The 17,868-nt window shown below is 60.9% G+C and carries 16 protein-coding genes and 1 pseudogene; 8 read left to right on the top strand and 9 right to left on the bottom strand.

Going from position 1 to position 17,868, the window contains the following annotated elements:
• Positions 1-42 precede the first annotated feature (42 nt).
• From HU763_RS12710 to HU763_RS12695, 4 genes are all read left to right on the top strand, one after another.
• Positions 43-1,686, top strand: coding sequence for an acetolactate synthase large subunit (locus HU763_RS12710; RefSeq protein WP_217884007.1), 1,644 nt, complete (start codon positions 43-45; stop codon positions 1,684-1,686).
• A gap of 191 nt (positions 1,687-1,877) precedes the next feature.
• On the top strand, positions 1,878-2,498 hold the full coding sequence (locus HU763_RS12705) for a nucleoside/nucleotide kinase family protein (RefSeq protein ID WP_186685862.1): 621 nt from the start codon (positions 1,878-1,880) through the stop codon (positions 2,496-2,498).
• Between the two features lie 34 nt (positions 2,499-2,532).
• Entirely contained in the window at positions 2,533-2,967 is a 435-nt protein-coding gene (locus HU763_RS12700) for a YeeE/YedE family protein (RefSeq protein ID WP_186685864.1), read from the top strand.
• Position 2,968: 1 nt separating this feature from the next.
• Positions 2,969-3,388, top strand: a complete 420-nt coding sequence (locus tag HU763_RS12695; RefSeq protein ID WP_186685866.1) for a DUF6691 family protein — start codon at positions 2,969-2,971, stop codon at positions 3,386-3,388.
• A gap of 234 nt (positions 3,389-3,622) precedes the next feature.
• On the opposite strand, the gene HU763_RS12690 is transcribed toward HU763_RS12695, so the two are convergent.
• Positions 3,623-4,387 (bottom strand): SDR family oxidoreductase, encoded by a 765-nt coding sequence (locus HU763_RS12690; protein WP_186685868.1) that lies wholly within the window; start codon positions 4,385-4,387, stop codon positions 3,623-3,625.
• Positions 4,388-4,410: 23 nt separating this feature from the next.
• A complete protein-coding gene (locus HU763_RS12685; protein ID WP_186685869.1) occupies positions 4,411-5,208 on the bottom strand; it encodes an SDR family NAD(P)-dependent oxidoreductase in 798 nt (265 codons plus the stop codon).
• Between the two features lie 110 nt (positions 5,209-5,318).
• Here HU763_RS12685 and HU763_RS12680 point away from each other — a divergent pair, with 110 nt between their 5' ends.
• Both HU763_RS12680 and HU763_RS12675 read left to right on the top strand, forming a co-directional pair.
• Positions 5,319-6,269: a GlxA family transcriptional regulator gene (locus tag HU763_RS12680; RefSeq protein WP_186685870.1), complete on the top strand. Its 951-nt coding sequence runs from the start codon at positions 5,319-5,321 to the stop codon at positions 6,267-6,269.
• A gap of 46 nt (positions 6,270-6,315) precedes the next feature.
• On the top strand, positions 6,316-6,804 hold the full coding sequence (locus HU763_RS12675; RefSeq protein WP_186685872.1) for a MaoC family dehydratase: 489 nt from the start codon (positions 6,316-6,318) through the stop codon (positions 6,802-6,804).
• Positions 6,805-6,956: 152 nt separating this feature from the next.
• Here HU763_RS12675 and HU763_RS12670 read toward each other — a convergent pair whose 3' ends face one another.
• A complete protein-coding gene (locus HU763_RS12670) occupies positions 6,957-8,519 on the bottom strand; it encodes a phospholipase D family protein (RefSeq protein WP_186685873.1) in 1,563 nt (520 codons plus the stop codon).
• Between the two features lie 613 nt (positions 8,520-9,132).
• Between HU763_RS12670 and HU763_RS12665 the strand changes: the two genes are divergently transcribed.
• On the top strand, positions 9,133-10,047 hold the full coding sequence (locus HU763_RS12665) for a LysR substrate-binding domain-containing protein (RefSeq protein WP_186686034.1): 915 nt from the start codon (positions 9,133-9,135) through the stop codon (positions 10,045-10,047).
• Positions 10,048-10,081: 34 nt separating this feature from the next.
• Here HU763_RS12665 and HU763_RS12660 read toward each other — a convergent pair whose 3' ends face one another.
• The 4 genes from HU763_RS12660 to HU763_RS12645 form a co-directional block, all read right to left on the bottom strand.
• A complete protein-coding gene (locus HU763_RS12660; RefSeq protein WP_186685875.1) occupies positions 10,082-11,233 on the bottom strand; it encodes an L-dopachrome tautomerase-related protein in 1,152 nt (383 codons plus the stop codon).
• A gap of 26 nt (positions 11,234-11,259) precedes the next feature.
• Entirely contained in the window at positions 11,260-12,267 is a 1,008-nt protein-coding gene (locus HU763_RS12655; RefSeq protein WP_186685876.1) for a zinc-binding alcohol dehydrogenase family protein, read from the bottom strand.
• 220 nt (positions 12,268-12,487) lie between these two features.
• Positions 12,488-14,242, bottom strand: a complete 1,755-nt coding sequence (locus tag HU763_RS12650; RefSeq protein WP_186686036.1) for a glycoside hydrolase family 15 protein — start codon at positions 14,240-14,242, stop codon at positions 12,488-12,490.
• A gap of 411 nt (positions 14,243-14,653) precedes the next feature.
• Entirely contained in the window at positions 14,654-15,511 is an 858-nt protein-coding gene (locus HU763_RS12645; RefSeq protein WP_170029777.1) for an SDR family oxidoreductase, read from the bottom strand.
• Between the two features lie 341 nt (positions 15,512-15,852).
• Here HU763_RS12645 and arfB point away from each other — a divergent pair, with 341 nt between their 5' ends.
• Positions 15,853-16,266, top strand: a complete 414-nt coding sequence (gene arfB / locus HU763_RS12640; RefSeq protein WP_186685878.1) for an alternative ribosome rescue aminoacyl-tRNA hydrolase ArfB — start codon at positions 15,853-15,855, stop codon at positions 16,264-16,266.
• 126 nt (positions 16,267-16,392) lie between these two features.
• On the opposite strand, the pseudogene HU763_RS24735 reads toward arfB, so the two are convergent.
• Together HU763_RS24735 and dapA are read right to left on the bottom strand one after the other, a co-directional pair.
• Positions 16,393-16,607, bottom strand: a pseudogene (locus HU763_RS24735) (rhodanese-like domain-containing protein); the annotation flags it as partial.
• A gap of 129 nt (positions 16,608-16,736) precedes the next feature.
• Entirely contained in the window at positions 16,737-17,603 is an 867-nt protein-coding gene (gene dapA / locus HU763_RS12635; protein ID WP_186685881.1) for a 4-hydroxy-tetrahydrodipicolinate synthase, read from the bottom strand.
• Positions 17,604-17,868 lie beyond the last annotated feature (265 nt).

Here is a 17,868-nt window from a genome sequence, read left to right as displayed (position 1 = left end):
ATAAATCTGCAATCCCACGAAGATTTTGAGGTAGTACCCTAAATGGCCAAGGCCGCCGATGTCGTTGTGCAATGCCTGGAAAACGAAGGTGTCGAGTATGTATTCGGCATTCCAGGTGAGGAAAACCTCGATTTGCTGGAATCCCTGCGCAAGTCGAAGATCAAACTGGTACTTACCCGTCACGAGCAGTCCGCAGGTTTCATGGCTGCCACCTACGGTCGCCTGACCGGCAAGACCGGCGTCAGCCTGTCCACCCTCGGCCCCGGCGCCACCAACCTGGTTACCGCCAGCGCCTATGCCTACCTGGGCGGCATGCCGATGATGATGATCACCGGCCAGAAGCCGATCAAGAAGTCCAAGCAGGGTCGTTTCCAGATCATCGACGTGTGCGGCATGATGGACCCCATCACCAAGTACACCCACCAGTTCGCCTCGGCCGACAACATCCCGGCCCGCATGCGCGAAGCCTTCCGCCTGGCTGAAGAAGAAAAGCCGGGTGCAGTCCACCTGGAACTGCCGGAAGACATCGCCGCCGAGCAGACCGACGCACTGCCGATTCCGCCAAGCCTGCACCGCCGCCCGCTGGCCGAGCACGTGGCCATCGAGGCTGCCGTGCAGAAGCTGCAGAACGCGCGCAACCCGATCCTGGTGATCGGTGCCGGCGCCAACCGCAAGATGACCGCCAAGGTCCTCAAGCAGTTGATCGACAAGACCGGTATTCCGTTCATCACCACCCAGATGGGTAAAGGTGTGGTCGACGAACGCCACCCGCGCTTCCTCGGCAACGCTGCGCTGTCGTCCGGTGACTTCGTCCACCGTGCGATCGAAGCGGCCGACCTGATCGTCAACATCGGCCACGACGTGATCGAGAAGCCGCCATTCTTCATGGTCCGTGGCGGCACCGAGGTCATCCACATCAACTTCCGCTCCGCTGAAGTGGATGCCGTGTACTTCCCGCAGGTGGAAGTGATCGGTGACATCGCCAACGCCGTCTGGCAGATCGGCGAAGCGCTGAGCGACACCTCGCACTGGGACTTCACCCGCCTGATGGCCATCCGTGAAGCCAACGAAGCGCAGATTGCCGAAGGCGCCGACGACAACCGCTTCCCGGTCTACCCGCAGCGCCTGGTGGCCGACATCCGTCGCGTGCTGCCGTCCGAAGGCATCGTGGCCCTGGACAACGGAATCTACAAGATCTGGTTCGCCCGCAACTACAAGGCGCACAAGCCCAATACCGTGCTGCTGGACAACGCCCTGGCGACCATGGGCGCCGGCCTGCCATCAGCGATGGCGGCGCACCTGGTGCACCCGGACCGCCCGGTGATTTCGGTGTGCGGTGACGGCGGCTTCATGATGAACAGCCAGGAGCTGGAAACTGCAGTACGCTTAGGGATGCACATCACCGTGGTGATCCTGCGTGACGACGGCTACGGCATGATCCGCTGGAAGCAGGCCAACATGGGCTTCACCGATTTCGGCCTGGACTATGGCAACCCGGACTTCGTCAAGTACGCCGAAGCCTATGGTGCCAACGGCCACCGCGTGGAAAGCGCCGACGGCCTGCTGCCGCTGCTCGAGCACTGCATCAAGACCCCGGGCGTACACGTGATCGACTGCCCGGTCGATTACAGCGAGAACGACCGCATCCTCAACAGCGAGCTGCGTGAACGCGCGCTGGCGGTGTAACGCCTGACAGGAGCGGCGCCAACTCGACACTGGCGCCGTTCCCCCTGCCTTGTAAACCCGCTATTCCCTCGCCCTGTTCAAACCCTTGCACCGATGCCGGAGTATCCTACGCTCTGAGAGAGCAGGGGAGCCTTGCAGCCATGCCTCGATCAATGGTCTCATCCTGCGCCTGAACCGACTGGTATCGAGCAATGACCCGCCCGCTGTTTGTTTCCCTCGATGGGCCCAAGGGTACCGGCAAGACCACGCTGCTTGAGGCCGTTACCAGAGCCTTGAGGGCAGCCAATCAAACCGTCATCCGGCTTAGCGAGAAGAAAAACGACCCCTGCCGGAGAGAAACCATGGCCCTCGTCAACCAGCTGGCCAGGCATCCCCGCCGGGACCTGGAGTTGAGCGTGTGCGAGCGCCTTGCCGAAAGCCGTGCCTGGATTTCCCGGCAGGTGCTGCCGGCGCAACCACCGGGCAGCATCATTCTGATTGATCGCTGGTATCCCTCGGACGCCGCATTCCGCCGCACAGTACCGTTCGACGAGATCCTACGGCTGAACATCGCACGAAGTGTGCGTGTGCCGGACTTGCATGTCGGGGTTGTCACCGCCGCTGCTACCTCATGGGCACGGGCGGCGGCTCGCACGCGAGGGTTGGGCAGTACGGTAATGCACCGCCTGGACGAGCAGGTGGCTTGTACCGAGGCGTTCGAACGTGCGGTTGTGGAGCATGGCTGGGTACTGTGCCGTAATGAAGGGCCGATCGAGCAGGCAACGCGGCAGATCGTGGCCGAGATCACCGCCTGCATCAATCGTCTCGCCTGATCTTGGCCCCATTTCTGTTGCAGGGAGAAATACGATGGCAATTGATTCGCTGGCGTTCACACCATGGTCCGCGCTGGCCGGTGGTGTGTTGATCGGGCTCGGCGCAGGCCTGTTCGCAGTGCTGAACGGCCGTATCGCCGGGATCAGCGGTTTGCTCGGTTCATTGTTGCAAGGTGGGCAAGGGCGCGGCGAGAAGCTGGCCTTTGTTCTGGGGTTGCTGGCTGCACCGCTGCTGTGGGGGATGTTCGCCACAGTGCCTGTCCCCCGATTCACCGCGGCAGCCGGCACGCTCGTGGTGGCTGGGCTGCTGGTCGGGCTTGGCACGCGCTACGGCAGCGGCTGTACCAGCGGCCATGGTGTCTGTGGCCTGTCGCGGCTGTCTCCCCGTTCAGCCGTGGCAACGCTGTGCTTCATGGCCAGTGGTTTCGCCACGGTGTATGTCGTCCGACACCTCGTACAAGGGGCCTGACATGCGTGCTCTCAGTGGGTTTATCGCCGGGCTGCTGTTCGGCGTAGGGTTGCTGCTGGCCGGGATGGCCAACCCGGCCAAGGTCCTTGCTTTCCTCGACATCGCCGGGCAGTGGGACCCTTCGCTGGCGCTGGTGATGATCGGCGCTATTGCTGCGGCATGGTTGCCGATGCGCTGGGCGCGCGGGCATTCGACGGCATTGCTGGGTGGGCCGATGCAGCTGCCTGACCGACGTGACGTGGATCGTCGTCTTGTTGGTGGCAGCCTGGTGTTCGGCATAGGCTGGGGGCTTGCCGGCATGTGCCCGGGGCCTGCGTTGGTGTTGCTGCCGGGAGGGTACTGGCAGGCGTGGCTGTTCGTGGCAGCGATGCTGGGCGGCATGGCTGTGTTCGAGTGGCTGCAGGTGCGCAGGCGGATGTAGATGTGCTCGCACGGTTCTGGTCCAACCAGGCCCGTATCGCCGACTGTCGAGTTGGTATTACCTGAGTCGCAGAAACGTGGGCTTTACCGAAGCCAACCGCAGGCCGGGACCTTCCGCTCCCGGTTGAGAGCGGATGGTGCCAGCCGGTTGCCACCCAGTGCGTATGGCGCGTCATTCCGTTCGGCCTGGTGACGGCCTGGCCGTGAATGGGGGCGGGTGGCCTGCGGGGCCAGTTCAGGCAACCGGGATCGGGTTGTCGACCAACGCCTGGTTGAACTGGTCGATCAGCGCGTGCTCGTTGATCCCCTGGTTGGCGCGCAGCGCGACCACTCGGTCCACCAGCACCTCGGTTGTTGCACTCTCGAGCTTGACCAGGGTTTCCTCAATGAAGGCATCGAGCGGCATGGCACGTTCATCGCCGCTTTTGTGGACCAGGTCGGTATCGACCCAAGGCGGGGCGATTTCCAGCACGTTCACGCTGGTGTCGCGCAGGCTGAAGCGCTGCGACAGGGAATAGGAGTGCAGCGCAGCCTTGGTCGCCGAATACAGTGCGGTGGCCGCCAGTGGCAAGTAGGCCAGCACCGAGCTGTTATTGATGATGTAGGCATCAGGCTGGCGTTTCAGATGCTCTACGAAAGCAGCGCTGACACGCACCGGGCCGAGCAGATTGGTCTGCAGCAGGCTCACTGCCTGGGCGTCGTCGTAGTCGCCCGATGCCGGGTTGTCGAAGGGCATGATACCGGCGTTGTTGATGATCACGTTCAGCGAAGGGTGGCGGCGGATGACTTCCTGGGCGACTTGCTTGATCTGCTGCGGGTCGTTGATGTCGAGCCTCACGGTATCGATACCGGGGTTGGCCTGGGCGATCTCGTCCAGCAGTGCCTGGCGGCGGCCCGCCACGATCACCTGGTTGCCACGCTGATGGAATGCCTCGGCCAGGGCACGACCGATACCCGAGGTGCCGCCGGTAATGAAAATGGTGTTGGCGCTGAGTTTCATGGGTGGGTTTCCTGTCCGGTCGATCAATTGGTGGCGTAGCGCGGGGCCAGCCGGTTGCTGGACAACTGGCTGAACAGGGCCTGACGGCTGGCTTCGTAGCGCTCGAACGCCTCGAGGTCATGCAGCGAAGGGATGGAGATCAGCTTGCCGGCGTCGAAATCCTGCAGGGCGCCGTCCACCAGGTCTTCGGCCGACATCACGATAGCGGGGTCCAGGTTTTCGACCGGCAAGCCGCCGATCTGCCAGAAGTCGGTCGCGGTGGCGCCGGGCAGTACCGCCTGGATCCTGATGCCTTGGTCGGCAAGTTCCCTGTGCAGGGAATGGCTGAAAGCGGTGACATAGGCCTTGCTGCCGCCATACACGCCATTGAGCCGCTCGGGGGCGAGGCTCACCACCGACGAAATGTTGATCACCGCACCTTGGCGGCGAGCGACAAAACCCGGGACTGCTGCGTAGGTCAGGCGGGTGAGGGCGGTGACGTTGAGGGTGATCATTTCGGCCATGCGCTCGACATCGCTGTCCAGCAGGCTGGTATGGGTGCCGATGCCGGCGTTGTTCACCAGCAGGCTGATACTGGCGTCTTCGCGCAGCTTGCGTTCTACCTTGGCCAGGTCATCCGCATTGGCCAGGTCTGCCGGAAACACTTCTACATTCTGTCGGGTTGCGGTGGTAAGGCGGCTGGCCAGGTCGTTCAGGCGCTCCCGGTTGCGCGCCACCAGTACCAGGTCGTAGCCGCGACGGGCCAGGCGTTCTGCGTAGATCGAACCGATTCCGGTGGACGCGCCGGTGATGAGCGCGGTGCCTTTGAATTGCTGCGTCATGGTCATGCTCCAGTGGTGGGTTGCGGTGTGCAGCCATGATGACAAGGCTTACGCTTGTCTCAAACGACGTATATGGTACGCTTTCGGGACATTGCAGCAGGAGTTTGGTGATGCACCGGGTCGGCTATTTGATGACCGAAGGCTTCCAGGTCATGTCCCTGGCGACGCAGGCCGTGTTCGAGTTTGCCAATATCGTCACGGGCGAAGCGGTCTACAGGATTCAGAACTTTTCCATTCACGGCGGCACCGTGCGCTCTTCCCTGGGCATGCACATCGATACGCTGCCCTTGGGTGCTCCAGGCCTGGCTGACACCTGGATGGTCACCGGTACCCTGACGCCCTTGACTGCCCCTGACGAGGCCGTGCTGGCCAGCGTGCGCGCTTTTGTCGAAGGCGCCCGGCGTACCGCTGGCCTGTGCACCGGCACCTTCGTCCTGGCCCATGCGGGAGTGCTGCAGGGGCGACGAGCGACGACCCACTGGGCCTATGCAAAAAAGCTGCGTGAAATGTATCCGCAGGTCGAGGTGGAGGAAGACCGCATTTTCATCGTAGATGGGCCGGTCTGGACCTCTGCCGGCATGACTGCCGCCCTGGACATGGCGCTGGGTATGGTAGAGAAAGACCTGGGCGCAGAGGTAGCCAGATCGGTGGCGCACAAGCTGGTCATGCACCAACGCCGCTCAGGCGGGCAATCCCAGCATTCCGAGCTGCTTGCGCTGTCGCCACGCTCGGACCGTATCCAGGCCGCGCTGGATTATGCCCGCAGGCACCTGAACCGTTCATTGAGCGTCGAGGAACTGGCCGGGGTAGTGCATCTGAGCCCGCGTCAGTTTACCCGGGTGTTCACCGCCGAAACCGGGCAATCACCGGCCAAGGCCGTGGAAAGCCTGCGCCTGGAGGCCGCTCGGTTGCTGATCGAGCAGAGCCGGCACAGCCTCGATGTGGTCGCCAGGGAGACTGGCTTCAGGGACCGTCGGCACCTGCGCGAGGTATTCATCCGCGGCTTCGGCGTGCCGCCGCAAGCGGTGCGCAGGGATGCCAGGCGGGTAGTTGCTGCATGAAGAACAGAGCCTAAAGGCTCTTCAACACCGAACCAGGAGCGTGCACATGGCAGCTGACGAGCAGAACAAGCTGTATTTCGAAGACCTTGCGGTAGGTGCGTCCTTTGCCAGCGAGTCCTATGAAATGACCACCGAGCGCATTTTGCAGTTCGCCTCCGAGTTCGACCCACAACCGTTCCATACCGATGCCGAGGCAGCGCAGGCGAGTTTTTTCAATGGCCTTGCGGCCAGCGGGTGGCACACGGCGGCGGTGACCATGCGCTTGCTGGTTGAAAGCGTTCCGCTGGCTGGCGGGCTGATCGGTGCCGGCAGCGAGATCAGCTGGCCGCGGGCCGTGCGTCCGGGCGATTGGTTGCGGGTCAGGACGACGGTGAAGGAACTGATCACTTCCAAGTCCAGGCCAGAGCGGGGCATGGCGGTGCTGGAAAGCGAAACCTGCAACCAGGACGGTGCCGTCTGCCAGCGCAGCGTGGCCCGGGTGCTGGTGTTTCGCCGCGAACCAGAATTGCTACCAGAATCTGGAGCTGCTCAGTGACAGCGTCGGGCTGCCCTTCACCAGTAGGGCGCAAGGGTGTAGCGCTGGAGCTGGTCGAGTTTCGCAGGCTTGCCGTCCTTGCGACGCCTCCTTGGCAGATACTGGCGCAAACACTCGGTAGGTGGGCCAACAGCGACTTGGGGCACAAGCCCTTATAACATTTTTTCCAACCCAATCGTGCTGCTGAGCCATGAGTTGAAACGTCGCCACCATCCCCCCGGCTCCTTGTACAACGTATGTTGTTTGCCATTGTCTTCGGTGACCCAGACCAGATCGTCATTTTCCAGCCGGACGTGATAACTGAGAGCCGGTGTCATCCCTTCGAGGGCCAATCTGCGCACCTGCCCGGCGAGCGCTGGATCATCGACCAGAACCCCCACCTCGGTGTTCCACAGCAATGAGCGTGAGTCGAAATTGAACGAACCGATAAACGCTTTATGCTGGTCGAAAACCATCGCCTTGGTGTGCAGGCTGGAGTCGGAACTACTGGCGGAACCCTTATGCCAGAGGCGCGGCCTTTCCTGGTCATGGTCACCCGATTGGCGGCGTAATTCGAACAACTGCACACCATGCTCCAGCAAGGTTTTGCGATAAGGCGCGTAAGCACCCTGGGTGGCGGGCACGTCGTTGGCTTCCAGTGAGTTGGTGAGCAAGCTGATCGACACCCCAGCGTCGGCACGGCGGGTCAAGTACAGCACTCCCGGTTGGCCGGGCACCATGTAGGCCGAGACCAGGATCAGCTCCTTGTTGACCCCGTTAAGCTCGGGTTCCAGCTGGGTGGCCAATAGTAAGTACGGGGCGGGTTCGCCACTTGACAGGACTTTGGTCGGTGCATCCCACATCGCTTTGTTCCAGGCCCAAATCAACCCCCGTCGCCAGTTGTTCAGGCGTGGCTGCGTGATATACCTCATCAGTTTGCTATACAGCGCAGGGTTCTGTTTGCGCGTTTCCTCGAGCGATTCGTCGAGCTGGGCCCGAAGTTTGGTCAGGTCCGGGGCCTTCGGTTTGATTGTAGTGAACTGCTCGATGGGCTTGCTCAGGACACTGTTCCAGTACTGGTCAAAGCACTGTCCCAACTGTTGTGCAACAGGGCCGACACTGAGCATGTCGATATCAGTGAAGTTCCTGTTGGGCTCGGCATCGAAGTACTCGTCGCCCAGATTGCGTCCTCCGACGATGGCCACGCTGTTGTCCACCAGCCACAGTTTATTGTGCATACGCCGGTGCTGCTGCGACAGGTTGAACAACCGGCCCAGTGTACGTGTCACCACGGTACTGCGGCCCAAGTGCAGCGGGTTGAACACACGGATCTGTATGTGCTGATGCGCCGCCATGGTTGCGATTATGCGCCCCAGGTCATCACTGGCGGTGTCATCGAGCAAGATTCTCACGCGGACGCCGCGATCGGCGGCGGCGAGCAATTCGCGCATCAGTATCCGTGTAGTGAAACCGTCGTGGACGATGTAGTACTGCAAATCGATGCTGCTTTGCGCGTTGCGGATCAGTTCGGCGCGGGCGGCGAAAGCCTCGGCACTATCGGGAAACAAGCGAAAGCCCGATTGACCTTGATGGGGCGCAACCTGGGCCTGGATCGAACGGCCGAACGCCGAATCGTCCGCCGGCAGGGCCTGGCTCGGTTCGAGCGCGACTTCGGGTGTCGTACAGCCGCCAGACAGCAGTATGAGCCACAGTAGCAGGGGCTGGTTGGTTATCACGGAGCGTACCCGGCTGATGGTGATGAAGGTATCGGATTCCGAAGAATGGCCATTCCCTTACCACCAGCATTGGGCCGTCACGACCGTGTGCAATGGTTCTTCGATCTGCGCTGTTGTTTGAAAAGCTTAGTTCAACCCGTGGTGGTTGCTGTGCTGGCGCTGGGCAACAGTCTAGTGGTGGACGACCGGGGGCCAAGCGCCATCCGGGCAGCCCGGCGCAAGTCAGCCAGGCCGGGCTGGCGCTCGCTTATCGGCTGGGGTTGGCTAGGTTCTGTGTGAAAAGTCTTGAGACGAAGGTCAGGCAAGGCGAAAACAGCCGAGGAAGCGGAGTTTACGGGTTGTAAATGAGCATTCCGAGGCTGTTTTCAACGCAGCATCACCGAGTATCAAGGCTTTTCACACAGAGCCTAGGGCAAAGTGTCTGGAAAGAGCGGGAGTGTAGGCTACTCAGCACGTTCAAGGCTCGGCTGCTGCGGCCTGTCATTCGCCGCCAAGGGTTTTGTACAAAGTCGCCCGGCTCGGTGTTCTTGCAAGTGAAGGCTGGGCGGAATTCTGCAATGTCGCTACCCTTGGGCCCTCACGCCCAGGTCAAGAATTGTCCACTGTGAAGAAAATAGTTCGGGTTGATGATCTTCAGGTTTTCGTCACCACAGCGTCTGCAGGGAGTTTCTCGGCAGCGGCCAGGTTGCTGGATATCTCGCCGGCACTGGCCAGCGGGGCTGTCCAGCGTCTGGAGGGCAGCCTGGGCGCCAGGCTGTTCGTGCGCTCCACGCGGCGTTTGCGCCTATCGGACGATGGCGAGCGATACCTGGCCCATGCTCGCCAGGCCCTGGAGGCACTGGGTAACGGTGAGGTTGCCCTGAGCGAAGGGCGCGATGAAATCGCCGGGGTCCTGCGCCTGTCCATGCCTTCGGATATCGGCAGAAATGTGCTCCTGCCCTGGCTTGACGAGTTCCAGCAATTGCATCCGAGGTTGCAAATGCAACTGCGGGTCAGCGATCAGGTGGCTGACCTTGTTGGCCAGCAACTGGATGCGAGTATCAGGTACGGGCAGCTTGCAGATTCCAGCCTTGTCTCGCTGATGCTCGTTGCGAACAATCGCCGAACGGTGTGCGCTTCACCCGGCTATATCGCTCGACATGGCGCGCCAGCCACTCTGGAAGATCTGGCCAGGCACAACTGCCTGCGCTATGTGATGGGCGAACAGACCTACGAGCGATGGAGCTTCGATACGCACGATGGGCTCAGGACCATGCCGGTGATCGGTGACCGCGTCAGCGACGACGCCGACATCGTAAGGCGCTGGGGCGTTGCAGGGTTTGGCATCGTCTACAAATCCAGGCTGGACGTTCTGGCGGACCTGCGCGCAGGGCGCCTGATCGAGCTGTTCCCTGGTGACTGCGGTCAACCCGCACCCTTGCAACTGGTATGCGCTCACCGAACAGCGCTCACGCCGGCTGTCCAGGCGCTGAGAGCGTTCCTGACGGAGCGTTTCGAGCAGGTCCTGGCGGGTGGCGGAGGGGGCTGACGGGGTGCTGGCCCCGTCACGCCATGCCGTGCTCTCAATACGTCCGTGCGGGCCCGGCGTCGATCTTCACGCGCATCAGGCTGTAGGGCTTCACGCGTTTGTCTTGTCCGTCGTTGAAGCCTGCTGACCTATGCAGTTGATTGGCGGTGAAGTAAAGGTAACCATCCGGGCCGATGGACAAGGTGTCCGGCCAAAGCACCCGGGAATCCTCGACCAGGGTCTGCCAGCTGCCATCGGCGTGGCGTTTGCGAATAGCGTTATGTTCGTAATCGCCAGCATAGACAGCGCCATTGGCATCGGCCTCGAGTCCGTCCGAAGCACCTTTCTCACCGAGGTCGACAACCGCTCGTTCGAGCTCGGCGTCGCTTAATGATGGATCGCGCAGCAACTGCGTGGGCACCGAGTAAAGATGTCGACTCGACAACGGGCAGAAATAAAGGGTCCGGCCGTCACTGGAAAGTGCGATACCGTCCGAAGCCACGGTCAACAGGCCAGCCTCGCCGCTGGCGTTACGTATGACCAGCGCCGGTTTGCCTTCCACGACCGGAACGAATGCAGGGTCCGCCGAAGTGGACTTGGCACCGCTCAGACGTCGTACAGCATTGCCGCTGGCAAGATCGACGACAATGATCCCGCCCGGGCCGCTGATCGAAGAGTCCGTTATATACGCCGTACCTTCATCGCCCACCCGAAAGTCGAAGCGGACATCGTTCACATAGGTACTCGGCAGGATGACCGAGTCGGGGAAAACCACCGTCTTCACAGGCTTGTTGGTGGCCAGGTCGATGGCGACCAGCTTCGCGCCACCCCGTGTGGGTTGGGCGAACTTCGGCGCGGCCGTGTCGAGAATCCAGACGCGGCCTCTGCCATCGGCCACCACGCTTTGCACACTGATGAAGTTTTTAGCCGGATGCGCAAGATCAGCCACGTTGGTCTGCAAGTCAGGGTAGGGCACCAGGCGCCCTTGAGCGACTTCTGCCACCGTGTACGGAACATCATCACCCCATCTTGGGAAGTTCACGAATATCCGCCCCGTTTCGCTCACCGTCACGCCGGTCGGCATTGCCCCGTTGAAGGCGTAGACGCGTTCGAGGCGTGCCCCGGTGCCGCTAGCACTGGCTGCGACCGCCACACCATTGAAGGTGACAGCCAGTGCCAGGCCAGCCATCTTGAACCATGTGTTCATTGTCCAGTCCTTGTGTGGATGAATGATCAGAAGCCTTCCAGGACAATCTTGCCTTTCGCCTTGCCGCTTTCGATCAGCGCGTGGGCCCGTTTGAGGTTGCTGGCACTGATGCTGCCGAAGTGCTCGCCGACGGTAGTCCGGATTACCCCGTCATCGATCAGTGACGATATCTTCTCCAGCAGTTGGTGCTGCTTGATCATGTCTTCGGTCTGGTACAACGAGCGGGTGAACATGAGCTCCCAGTGCACCGACAGCGATTTGCGCTTGAACGGCACCACGTCCAGCTGCGCTGGGTCGTCGATCAGTGCGAGCTTGCCCTGCGGGCGCAGTACTTCGACGATCTGCGTGAGATAACTGTCGGTGTGGGTCAGGCTTATCACGTAATCCACAGCGTGGAGCCCGAGTTGCTGCAGTTGCGGGGCAATGGCTGCCGAATGATCGATGACGTGATGCGCGCCGAGCTCAGTGACCCATGCCCGGGTTTCAGGGCGCGAAGCGCTGCCGATCACCTGCAGCTGGGTGAGCTTGCGGGCGAGCTGCAGCAGGATCGAGCCGACACCGCCGCTGGCGCCGATGATCAGCAGGCTCTGACCGGCACCGCCATTTTCCTCTACACCCAGGCGGTCGAACAGCAGCTCCCAGGCGGTGATGGAGGTCAGCGGCAAGGCGGCGGCGCTGGCGTTGTCCAGCGTACGCGGCTTGTGCCCGACGATGCGCTCGTCGACCAGGTGAAATTCGCTGTAGGTACCAGGGCGGTCGATGGCGCCGGCATAGAACACTTCGTCGCCAGGCTGGAACAACGATACCCCGGCGCCGACTTCGCGAACGATACCGACTGCATCCCAACCCAACACTTGAGGACAGTCGCCGCCACGGCTGGCTCTGACCTTGGTGTCGACCGGGTTGACCGCGATGGCCTTGACTTCGACCAGCAGATCCCTGGCGCCCGGTGTCGGCTTGGGCAGTTCGTTCTCGAACAGCGACTGCGGATCTTCAATCGGAAGGCCTGGGGTGTCGTAGACGATGGCTTTCATTCGGAGGTGTCCTTGCAGGTGAGAAGTGGTGACAGGCTAGCCGTTGGGCGTTTTCTGAAAAACAAGGCGATTGCCGGAAGACTTTCCGCGTTTTGCTGAAGATCTGAATGCTGGCGCCCTCGTTGATTCGCAGCGTCCAGGCCTCTGGTTCGGGCTCGCTGTGCTGCTGGGGATATGTGAGGCGGCATCCAGTTGATCATGTCGCCAGCCGCGTGCGTTATCACCTTTCGGGATGGTAGCCACCGATGGCCATCGCAGCTCTTAAGGCCGCCAGGTGAGTCAAGCCCTGCGGAAGGTTGCCCAGATACTGCCCCGTCTGCGGATCGACCATCTCCGAGTAGATGCCTACCCCGTGTGCTAGCCCTTTCAAAGCGTCTGAATAGGCGGCCACCGCGCGATCCCGGTCACCCAGAATGGCCCAGGCTTCGATCAACCAGAATGTGCAGGCCAGGAAGCAACCTTCCTCTCCCTGTGCATCGGTGTAGCGATAGTGGAAAGCGCCGGCTTTTAGATCATGGTCGAGGGCGTCCAGCGTGCTGCGTAGACGTTTCTTGCTGGGGTAGCCGAACCTGACGGCCAATGCCAGCGAGGCGTCCAGCCGCTCGCTGTCTGGATGGAAAACATAGGCCTGGCGTTCCTCATTCCAGCAGTGCACCTCAATCCATTCCTGGATACGCTGCCGCTCGCGATCCCAGCGTTCCCGGCAGGTGGTGGGAAGATGGCCTCCATCTGCCAGTTCGATGGCTCGGCTCAATGCTTGCCAGCAACTGATCTTGGACATCGTGTAGTGCTGCTTTTCCGGCAATTCCCAGATACCGGCGTCCTGCTGGCGCCAACCGTCGGCGCACTGGTCGGCAAGGCCTGAGAGGAGCATGGCGCTCGGGGCATCGAGAATGTTGCCGCTGTCGATGAAGCAGCGCGCTGTTTCGAAGATGTCACCGAACACCCCGTGTTGAAGTTGGTCGCGGGCGTCGTTGCCGACAACGGGTGGCGAGTTCTTGTAGCCAGGCAGAGCGACCGGGCGCAGGCAATCACCGATTGCACCGTCGAGGGTATAGAACACCCGCGGCCCATGTTCATCCAGCCGGCGCAATAGCCAGGTAAAAGCAGCCTTGGCTTCTGGCTGAGCGCCGATGCCCAGAAACGCTTCGATGGTGTAGCCGGCATCGCGTATCCAGGCGAAGCGGTAGTCGTAGTTCTTGCCGCCACCAATCCGTTCGGGAAGGGACGAGGTCGCTGCCGCCATGATCGAACCACTCGGAGAGGACAGCAGCAGTTTGAGGACCAGCGCATTTCGGATGACCTGGGCCTGATACGGGCCGTCGTAGAGCAGCCCCCTTGACCATTGGCACCACTCCCGATGCGAGCCGTCGATGCGTTCATTGATCAGGGCCAATGGCGGTACCACCAGCGGCTCATCACGCCCCGCGATGATTGCGACCACCGAGCGTTGCCCCGCAGCAAGGTGAAGTACAGCACGGACGCCCATGTCGTCCTTGCGTTGGATGTGCACATGATGGTCGTGCAGGAACATGCCGAGTATTCGGCCCGCATGAAAAACGCAGGCATTGTCATTCGGCGCCACGTAGGGGCTTACCGTGTCGGCTTGGGTTCCGAAGTCGATGGCGATCTCGAAGTCGACCCTACCCTCGATACCTTCGATGCGCCTGGCAAGTTCGCCCCAGGGCAAACGCCCGGCAGGGCCACTGTTCAAGGACTCGGTCAGCCGCGCACGACCGTCGTCGGTCGTGAAGAGTGTCTCGAGGACGTTGCTGCCTGGCAGGTAGCGCCGCTCAGCAACGAACGGCTGGTTGGGGGTAATGGAAAAGTAGCCTCCTGTTTGGGGAGCCAGCAGCTTGTCGAACAGGGGGGGTGAGTCCATGTGCGGCACACACCACCAGTCGATGGAACCGTCCAGACCAGTCAGTGCCACAGAGCGCCCATCGCCGAGCGCAGCATACTGCTCCAGGGGCAACCATCCACCCTCATCTCGCTGAGCTGCACCCTGTTGAGCCTCTACCGGTTCTCTTTCCATCGGTGTGCCTTTGATATCACCTGTTCCGATTCCGACACGGCGATCCGGCGTCTGGTTCGCCTTAGAGGAAAATGAACTTTGTCCGCGCTTGGGCTTCCCTTGTTCAAAGGCTGAAATTCGGAGCGCAAGATGAAGAAAGAGAGTGATAGGCAGAAGGCAGGCGCGCAGACGAAGCCGCATGGGGAAGAGGAACGAGACAACGATGCCCATCGTCCGGATGGATCCACGGGTACAGCCCATGATTCGACAGCGCAGAAAACGGCCCGTGATCACGTTCAGCACAAACGCTGATACTGCCATGCAAAAGCGAAAGGCTCGCCAGCCCGGCGAGCCTTTCGCCAAGGATCGTCGCTAAAGGATCGGTTTGCCGCCAGTCACTGCGTAACGTGAGCCACTGATGTAACTGGCCTCGTCGGAGCCCAGCAGCACGTAGATCGGCGCGACTTCGACCGGCTGCCCCGGTCGCCCCATCGGATAGCTGGAGCCAAAATTCCTGACGGCCTCGTCCGGCATGGTTGCCGGAATCAAAGGCGTCCAGATAGGGCCTGGCGCGACGCTGTTGACCCGAATGCCTTTCTTGCCAAGCAGCTGAGCCAGGCCAGCAGTGAAGTTGGCAATGGCCCCTTTGGTCGCGGCGTAGGCCAGCAGGCTGGGGGACGGATCGTCGGAATTGACCGAGCTCGTATTGATGATCGAACTGCCCTTGGGCATGGAAGGCAGTGCCGCCTGGCAGATACGGAAGATGGCGGTGATATTGGTATCGAAGGTCTTCACCCATTCATCATCGTCAATCTCTTCCAGGGACTCATGGGCCATCTGAAACGCCGCGTTGTTGACCAGGATGTCGATACGCCCGAACTGGCTCACTGTCTTTTCGACGATGTCGTAGCAGTGCTGTTTCTGCGCCAGGTCTCCGGGTAAAAGCAGGCATTGACGGCCTGCGGCTTCGACCCAGCGTGCGGTTTCTTGCGCGTCTTCATGTTCATTCAGATAAGCGATGGCGACGTCGGCACCTTCACGGGCATAGGCAATCGCTACTGCCCGTCCGATGCCGCTGTCTGCTCCGGTAATCAGTGCAATCTTGCCTTCGAGGCGATTGTGGCCGGTGTACGACTGCTCACCACAATCCGGGTGGGGCTCCATCTTGCGCTGTGAGCCAGGGACACTCTGAGGCTGAGAAGGAAACGGCGGGGTAGGGAAGTCTCGCATGGTAGAAGCTCCTGCAGTTGAGAACATTCATACCGGTTCGAGAGGCCTGGCCCCGGCGTGTTGGTTTCAATCTGCAGTTGGTACGACGAGCGGTGCGGGACATCATTCCAACTGAATTCCACGTCCCATCGCCTGTTCTACCGCACTCAGGTCCAAACTCATCCCGTAGCTCGGAGGCCAATTCTCATAACCCTGGATGTTCAGCATGGGCACAACAAGCTTCGCCTTACGAGACTGCAGGCACGTCGTACATTCCTGTCGCTGCTTCAAAGAATCTTGTGTTGTTCTATGGGACAGTGACGAAGGCGGCGATAATGGGGGCGATTCCCAGGGGCCATGCCATGCTGATCATCTCCAATAACGTACATCTGCCAGATGCCGAAATCGAACTGACCTACATCCGCGCGCAAGGCGCGGGTGGGCAGAATGTCAACAAGGTGTCCAGCGCTGTGCACCTGCGCTTCGACATCCCGGCCTCATCCTTGCCCGAGTTCTACAAGGAGCGGCTGCTGGCGCTGCGTGACAGTCGCATCACTGGCGACGGCGTGTTGATCATCAAGGCGCAGCAGTACCGCACCCAGGAGCAGAACCGGGCCGACGCATTGGCGCGTCTTGCCGAGTTGATCATCGCTGCCGGCAAGACCGAGAAGAAACGCCGCCCCACCAAACCGACCCTCGGCTCGAAGACCCGCCGCCTCGAGGGGAAAGCCAGGCGCAGCACGGTCAAGGCGGGGCGGGGGAAGGTGGATTTCTAATCCGCATCGACTTCATGTGAAGCAACTTTTGCTTGAAGTTCTTCGTTGCCTATGAGACCGAGCACCGCCCGCGCGGCGCTCGGTCTCATAGGCGCTACATACCCCAAGGCGAACATTTGTCCAGGCTCAGAGCACCTTGAACCCATGGGAGCCATCACGCTCGAGTTGGGCTATCAGCCCAAACTCCCAATCCCAGATAGCCCCTGTATCGCCTCGTGGGGATTGTCCATGCCCTCGTACGGGCGTCGGTAGCGATCGCAGCGTGGAACGGCAAGCCGCGTTTTGCCGGTTTCCAGCGGTTGCCCGGCAGCGATCCAGCGTGCGGTACCGCCTTCGAGCAAAGCCTTTATGAGCCGGCGCAGAATTAGTCAGCGTATGTATAGGCTGCCTGCTGACCGGAACACCGATCCGCAGGCTTACCGACACCTGGCTCTGGAAACAACCGTAACGGCCTGCTTTCTCGCCCTCGCCTAGGCCATCAAGGAATTGAGCACTGCCTGCAAGCGCTCTGCTGTGAAAAGTGTGCAAGGCTGCATCGGTTCCCGCACTTCGTTGACGATCAGCCCCTGCATGCCCAACGCAGCTTTCACGACTGCTGGATTCGGTTCGATGAAGGCTGTCTGAATCCACGGTAAAAGTCGATTGAACGTGGCCCGGGCTGCGAAGACGTCATTTCTGTTCACCTCCTGCATCATCTTGACGAAGAGATCTGGGCGGATGTGTGCTGAAACAGCAATCGCACCGGCACCGCCCAGAGCGAGGTTGTTGAAGATCTGGATATCCTCGCCTGTCAGCACCTCGGCATGGCCATCGCTGATCAGTGCCAGTGTGGTCTCGATATCCCCACTGCAATCCTTCACAGCGGCAATTTTTGGATGGTGCACGATCCTTCTCAGCGTCTCTCGGTCAATCCTCACACCTGTCCGGTAGGGGATGTCGTAAAGCACTACGGGGACTGATGAGGCATCAGCGACTTTTTGGAAGAACGACTCGATGCCTTGTTGTGATGGGCGGATGTAGTAGGGGGCTGGAACCAGGACGCCGGCGATATCACGGCTCTGAATCGATTGCTGGAACGCCAGGACTTCCCGCAGGTTGTTACCCGATAGCCCCATGATCACTTGGCCAGGCTCGGCGACCTGCAGAACTGCATCCAGTACCGCGAGTTGCTCATCTCTGCTCATGGCTGCGGCTTCGCCCGTGGTACCGCATACCACGAGGCCTCTCACACCATCAGCGAGGAGCTTCTTGGCCAAGCCCTGGAGGGCGTGGAAATCGACCTGTCCCGAATGGAATGGTGTGACCAGTGCAACCCAGATACCGTGAAAATTAGACATGCATTTCTCCTCAGGCAGACCGATTGGTCGACGTCAGAGGAGGGGATGGGAATCAAGCGGGGAGGAGACCTTTCGCTATCTGTCCTGTCAGCTCATCTGACGGGACAGCGCCCCGGTCAAATGAGCGGCTGTTTCTTGGATTTTTTGGCAACGGACATGCATGCGCATGCCTGGGCAGAGAGGCCCTTGGCAGTCAGCATGTGGTCAGCGGTGAGCGTCATGGGTGATCCGTTGCGAAGATTCACGATCGGATAGTGCGCAAGGC

Source organism: Pseudomonas anuradhapurensis, assembly GCF_014269225.2.
Taxonomy (GTDB): Bacteria; Pseudomonadota; Gammaproteobacteria; order Pseudomonadales; family Pseudomonadaceae; genus Aquipseudomonas; species Aquipseudomonas anuradhapurensis.
Note: the sequence above shows the minus strand (reverse complement) of the source record. Positions and strands in the feature narration are given on the sequence as shown.

Coding starts and splice junctions, on each gene's coding strand:
- HU763_RS12695 (WP_186685866.1), top strand. CDS start 2,969: ATGCGTGCTCTCAGTGGGTTTATCGCCGGGCTGCTGTTCGGCGTAGGG.
- HU763_RS12700 (WP_186685864.1), top strand. CDS start 2,533: ATGGCAATTGATTCGCTGGCGTTCACACCATGGTCCGCGCTGGCCGGT.
- HU763_RS12685 (WP_186685869.1), bottom strand. CDS start 5,208: ATGACGCAGCAATTCAAAGGCACCGCGCTCATCACCGGCGCGTCCACC.
- HU763_RS12705 (WP_186685862.1), top strand. CDS start 1,878: ATGACCCGCCCGCTGTTTGTTTCCCTCGATGGGCCCAAGGGTACCGGC.
- HU763_RS12690 (WP_186685868.1), bottom strand. CDS start 4,387: ATGAAACTCAGCGCCAACACCATTTTCATTACCGGCGGCACCTCGGGT.
- HU763_RS12645 (WP_170029777.1), bottom strand. CDS start 15,511: ATGCGAGACTTCCCTACCCCGCCGTTTCCTTCTCAGCCTCAGAGTGTC.
- arfB (WP_186685878.1), top strand. CDS start 15,853: ATGCTGATCATCTCCAATAACGTACATCTGCCAGATGCCGAAATCGAA.
- HU763_RS12675 (WP_186685872.1), top strand. CDS start 6,316: ATGGCAGCTGACGAGCAGAACAAGCTGTATTTCGAAGACCTTGCGGTA.
- HU763_RS12680 (WP_186685870.1), top strand. CDS start 5,319: ATGCACCGGGTCGGCTATTTGATGACCGAAGGCTTCCAGGTCATGTCC.
- HU763_RS12655 (WP_186685876.1), bottom strand. CDS start 12,267: ATGAAAGCCATCGTCTACGACACCCCAGGCCTTCCGATTGAAGATCCG.
- HU763_RS12660 (WP_186685875.1), bottom strand. CDS start 11,233: ATGAACACATGGTTCAAGATGGCTGGCCTGGCACTGGCTGTCACCTTC.
- HU763_RS12710 (WP_217884007.1), top strand. CDS start 43: ATGGCCAAGGCCGCCGATGTCGTTGTGCAATGCCTGGAAAACGAAGGT.
- dapA (WP_186685881.1), bottom strand. CDS start 17,603: ATGTCTAATTTTCACGGTATCTGGGTTGCACTGGTCACACCATTCCAT.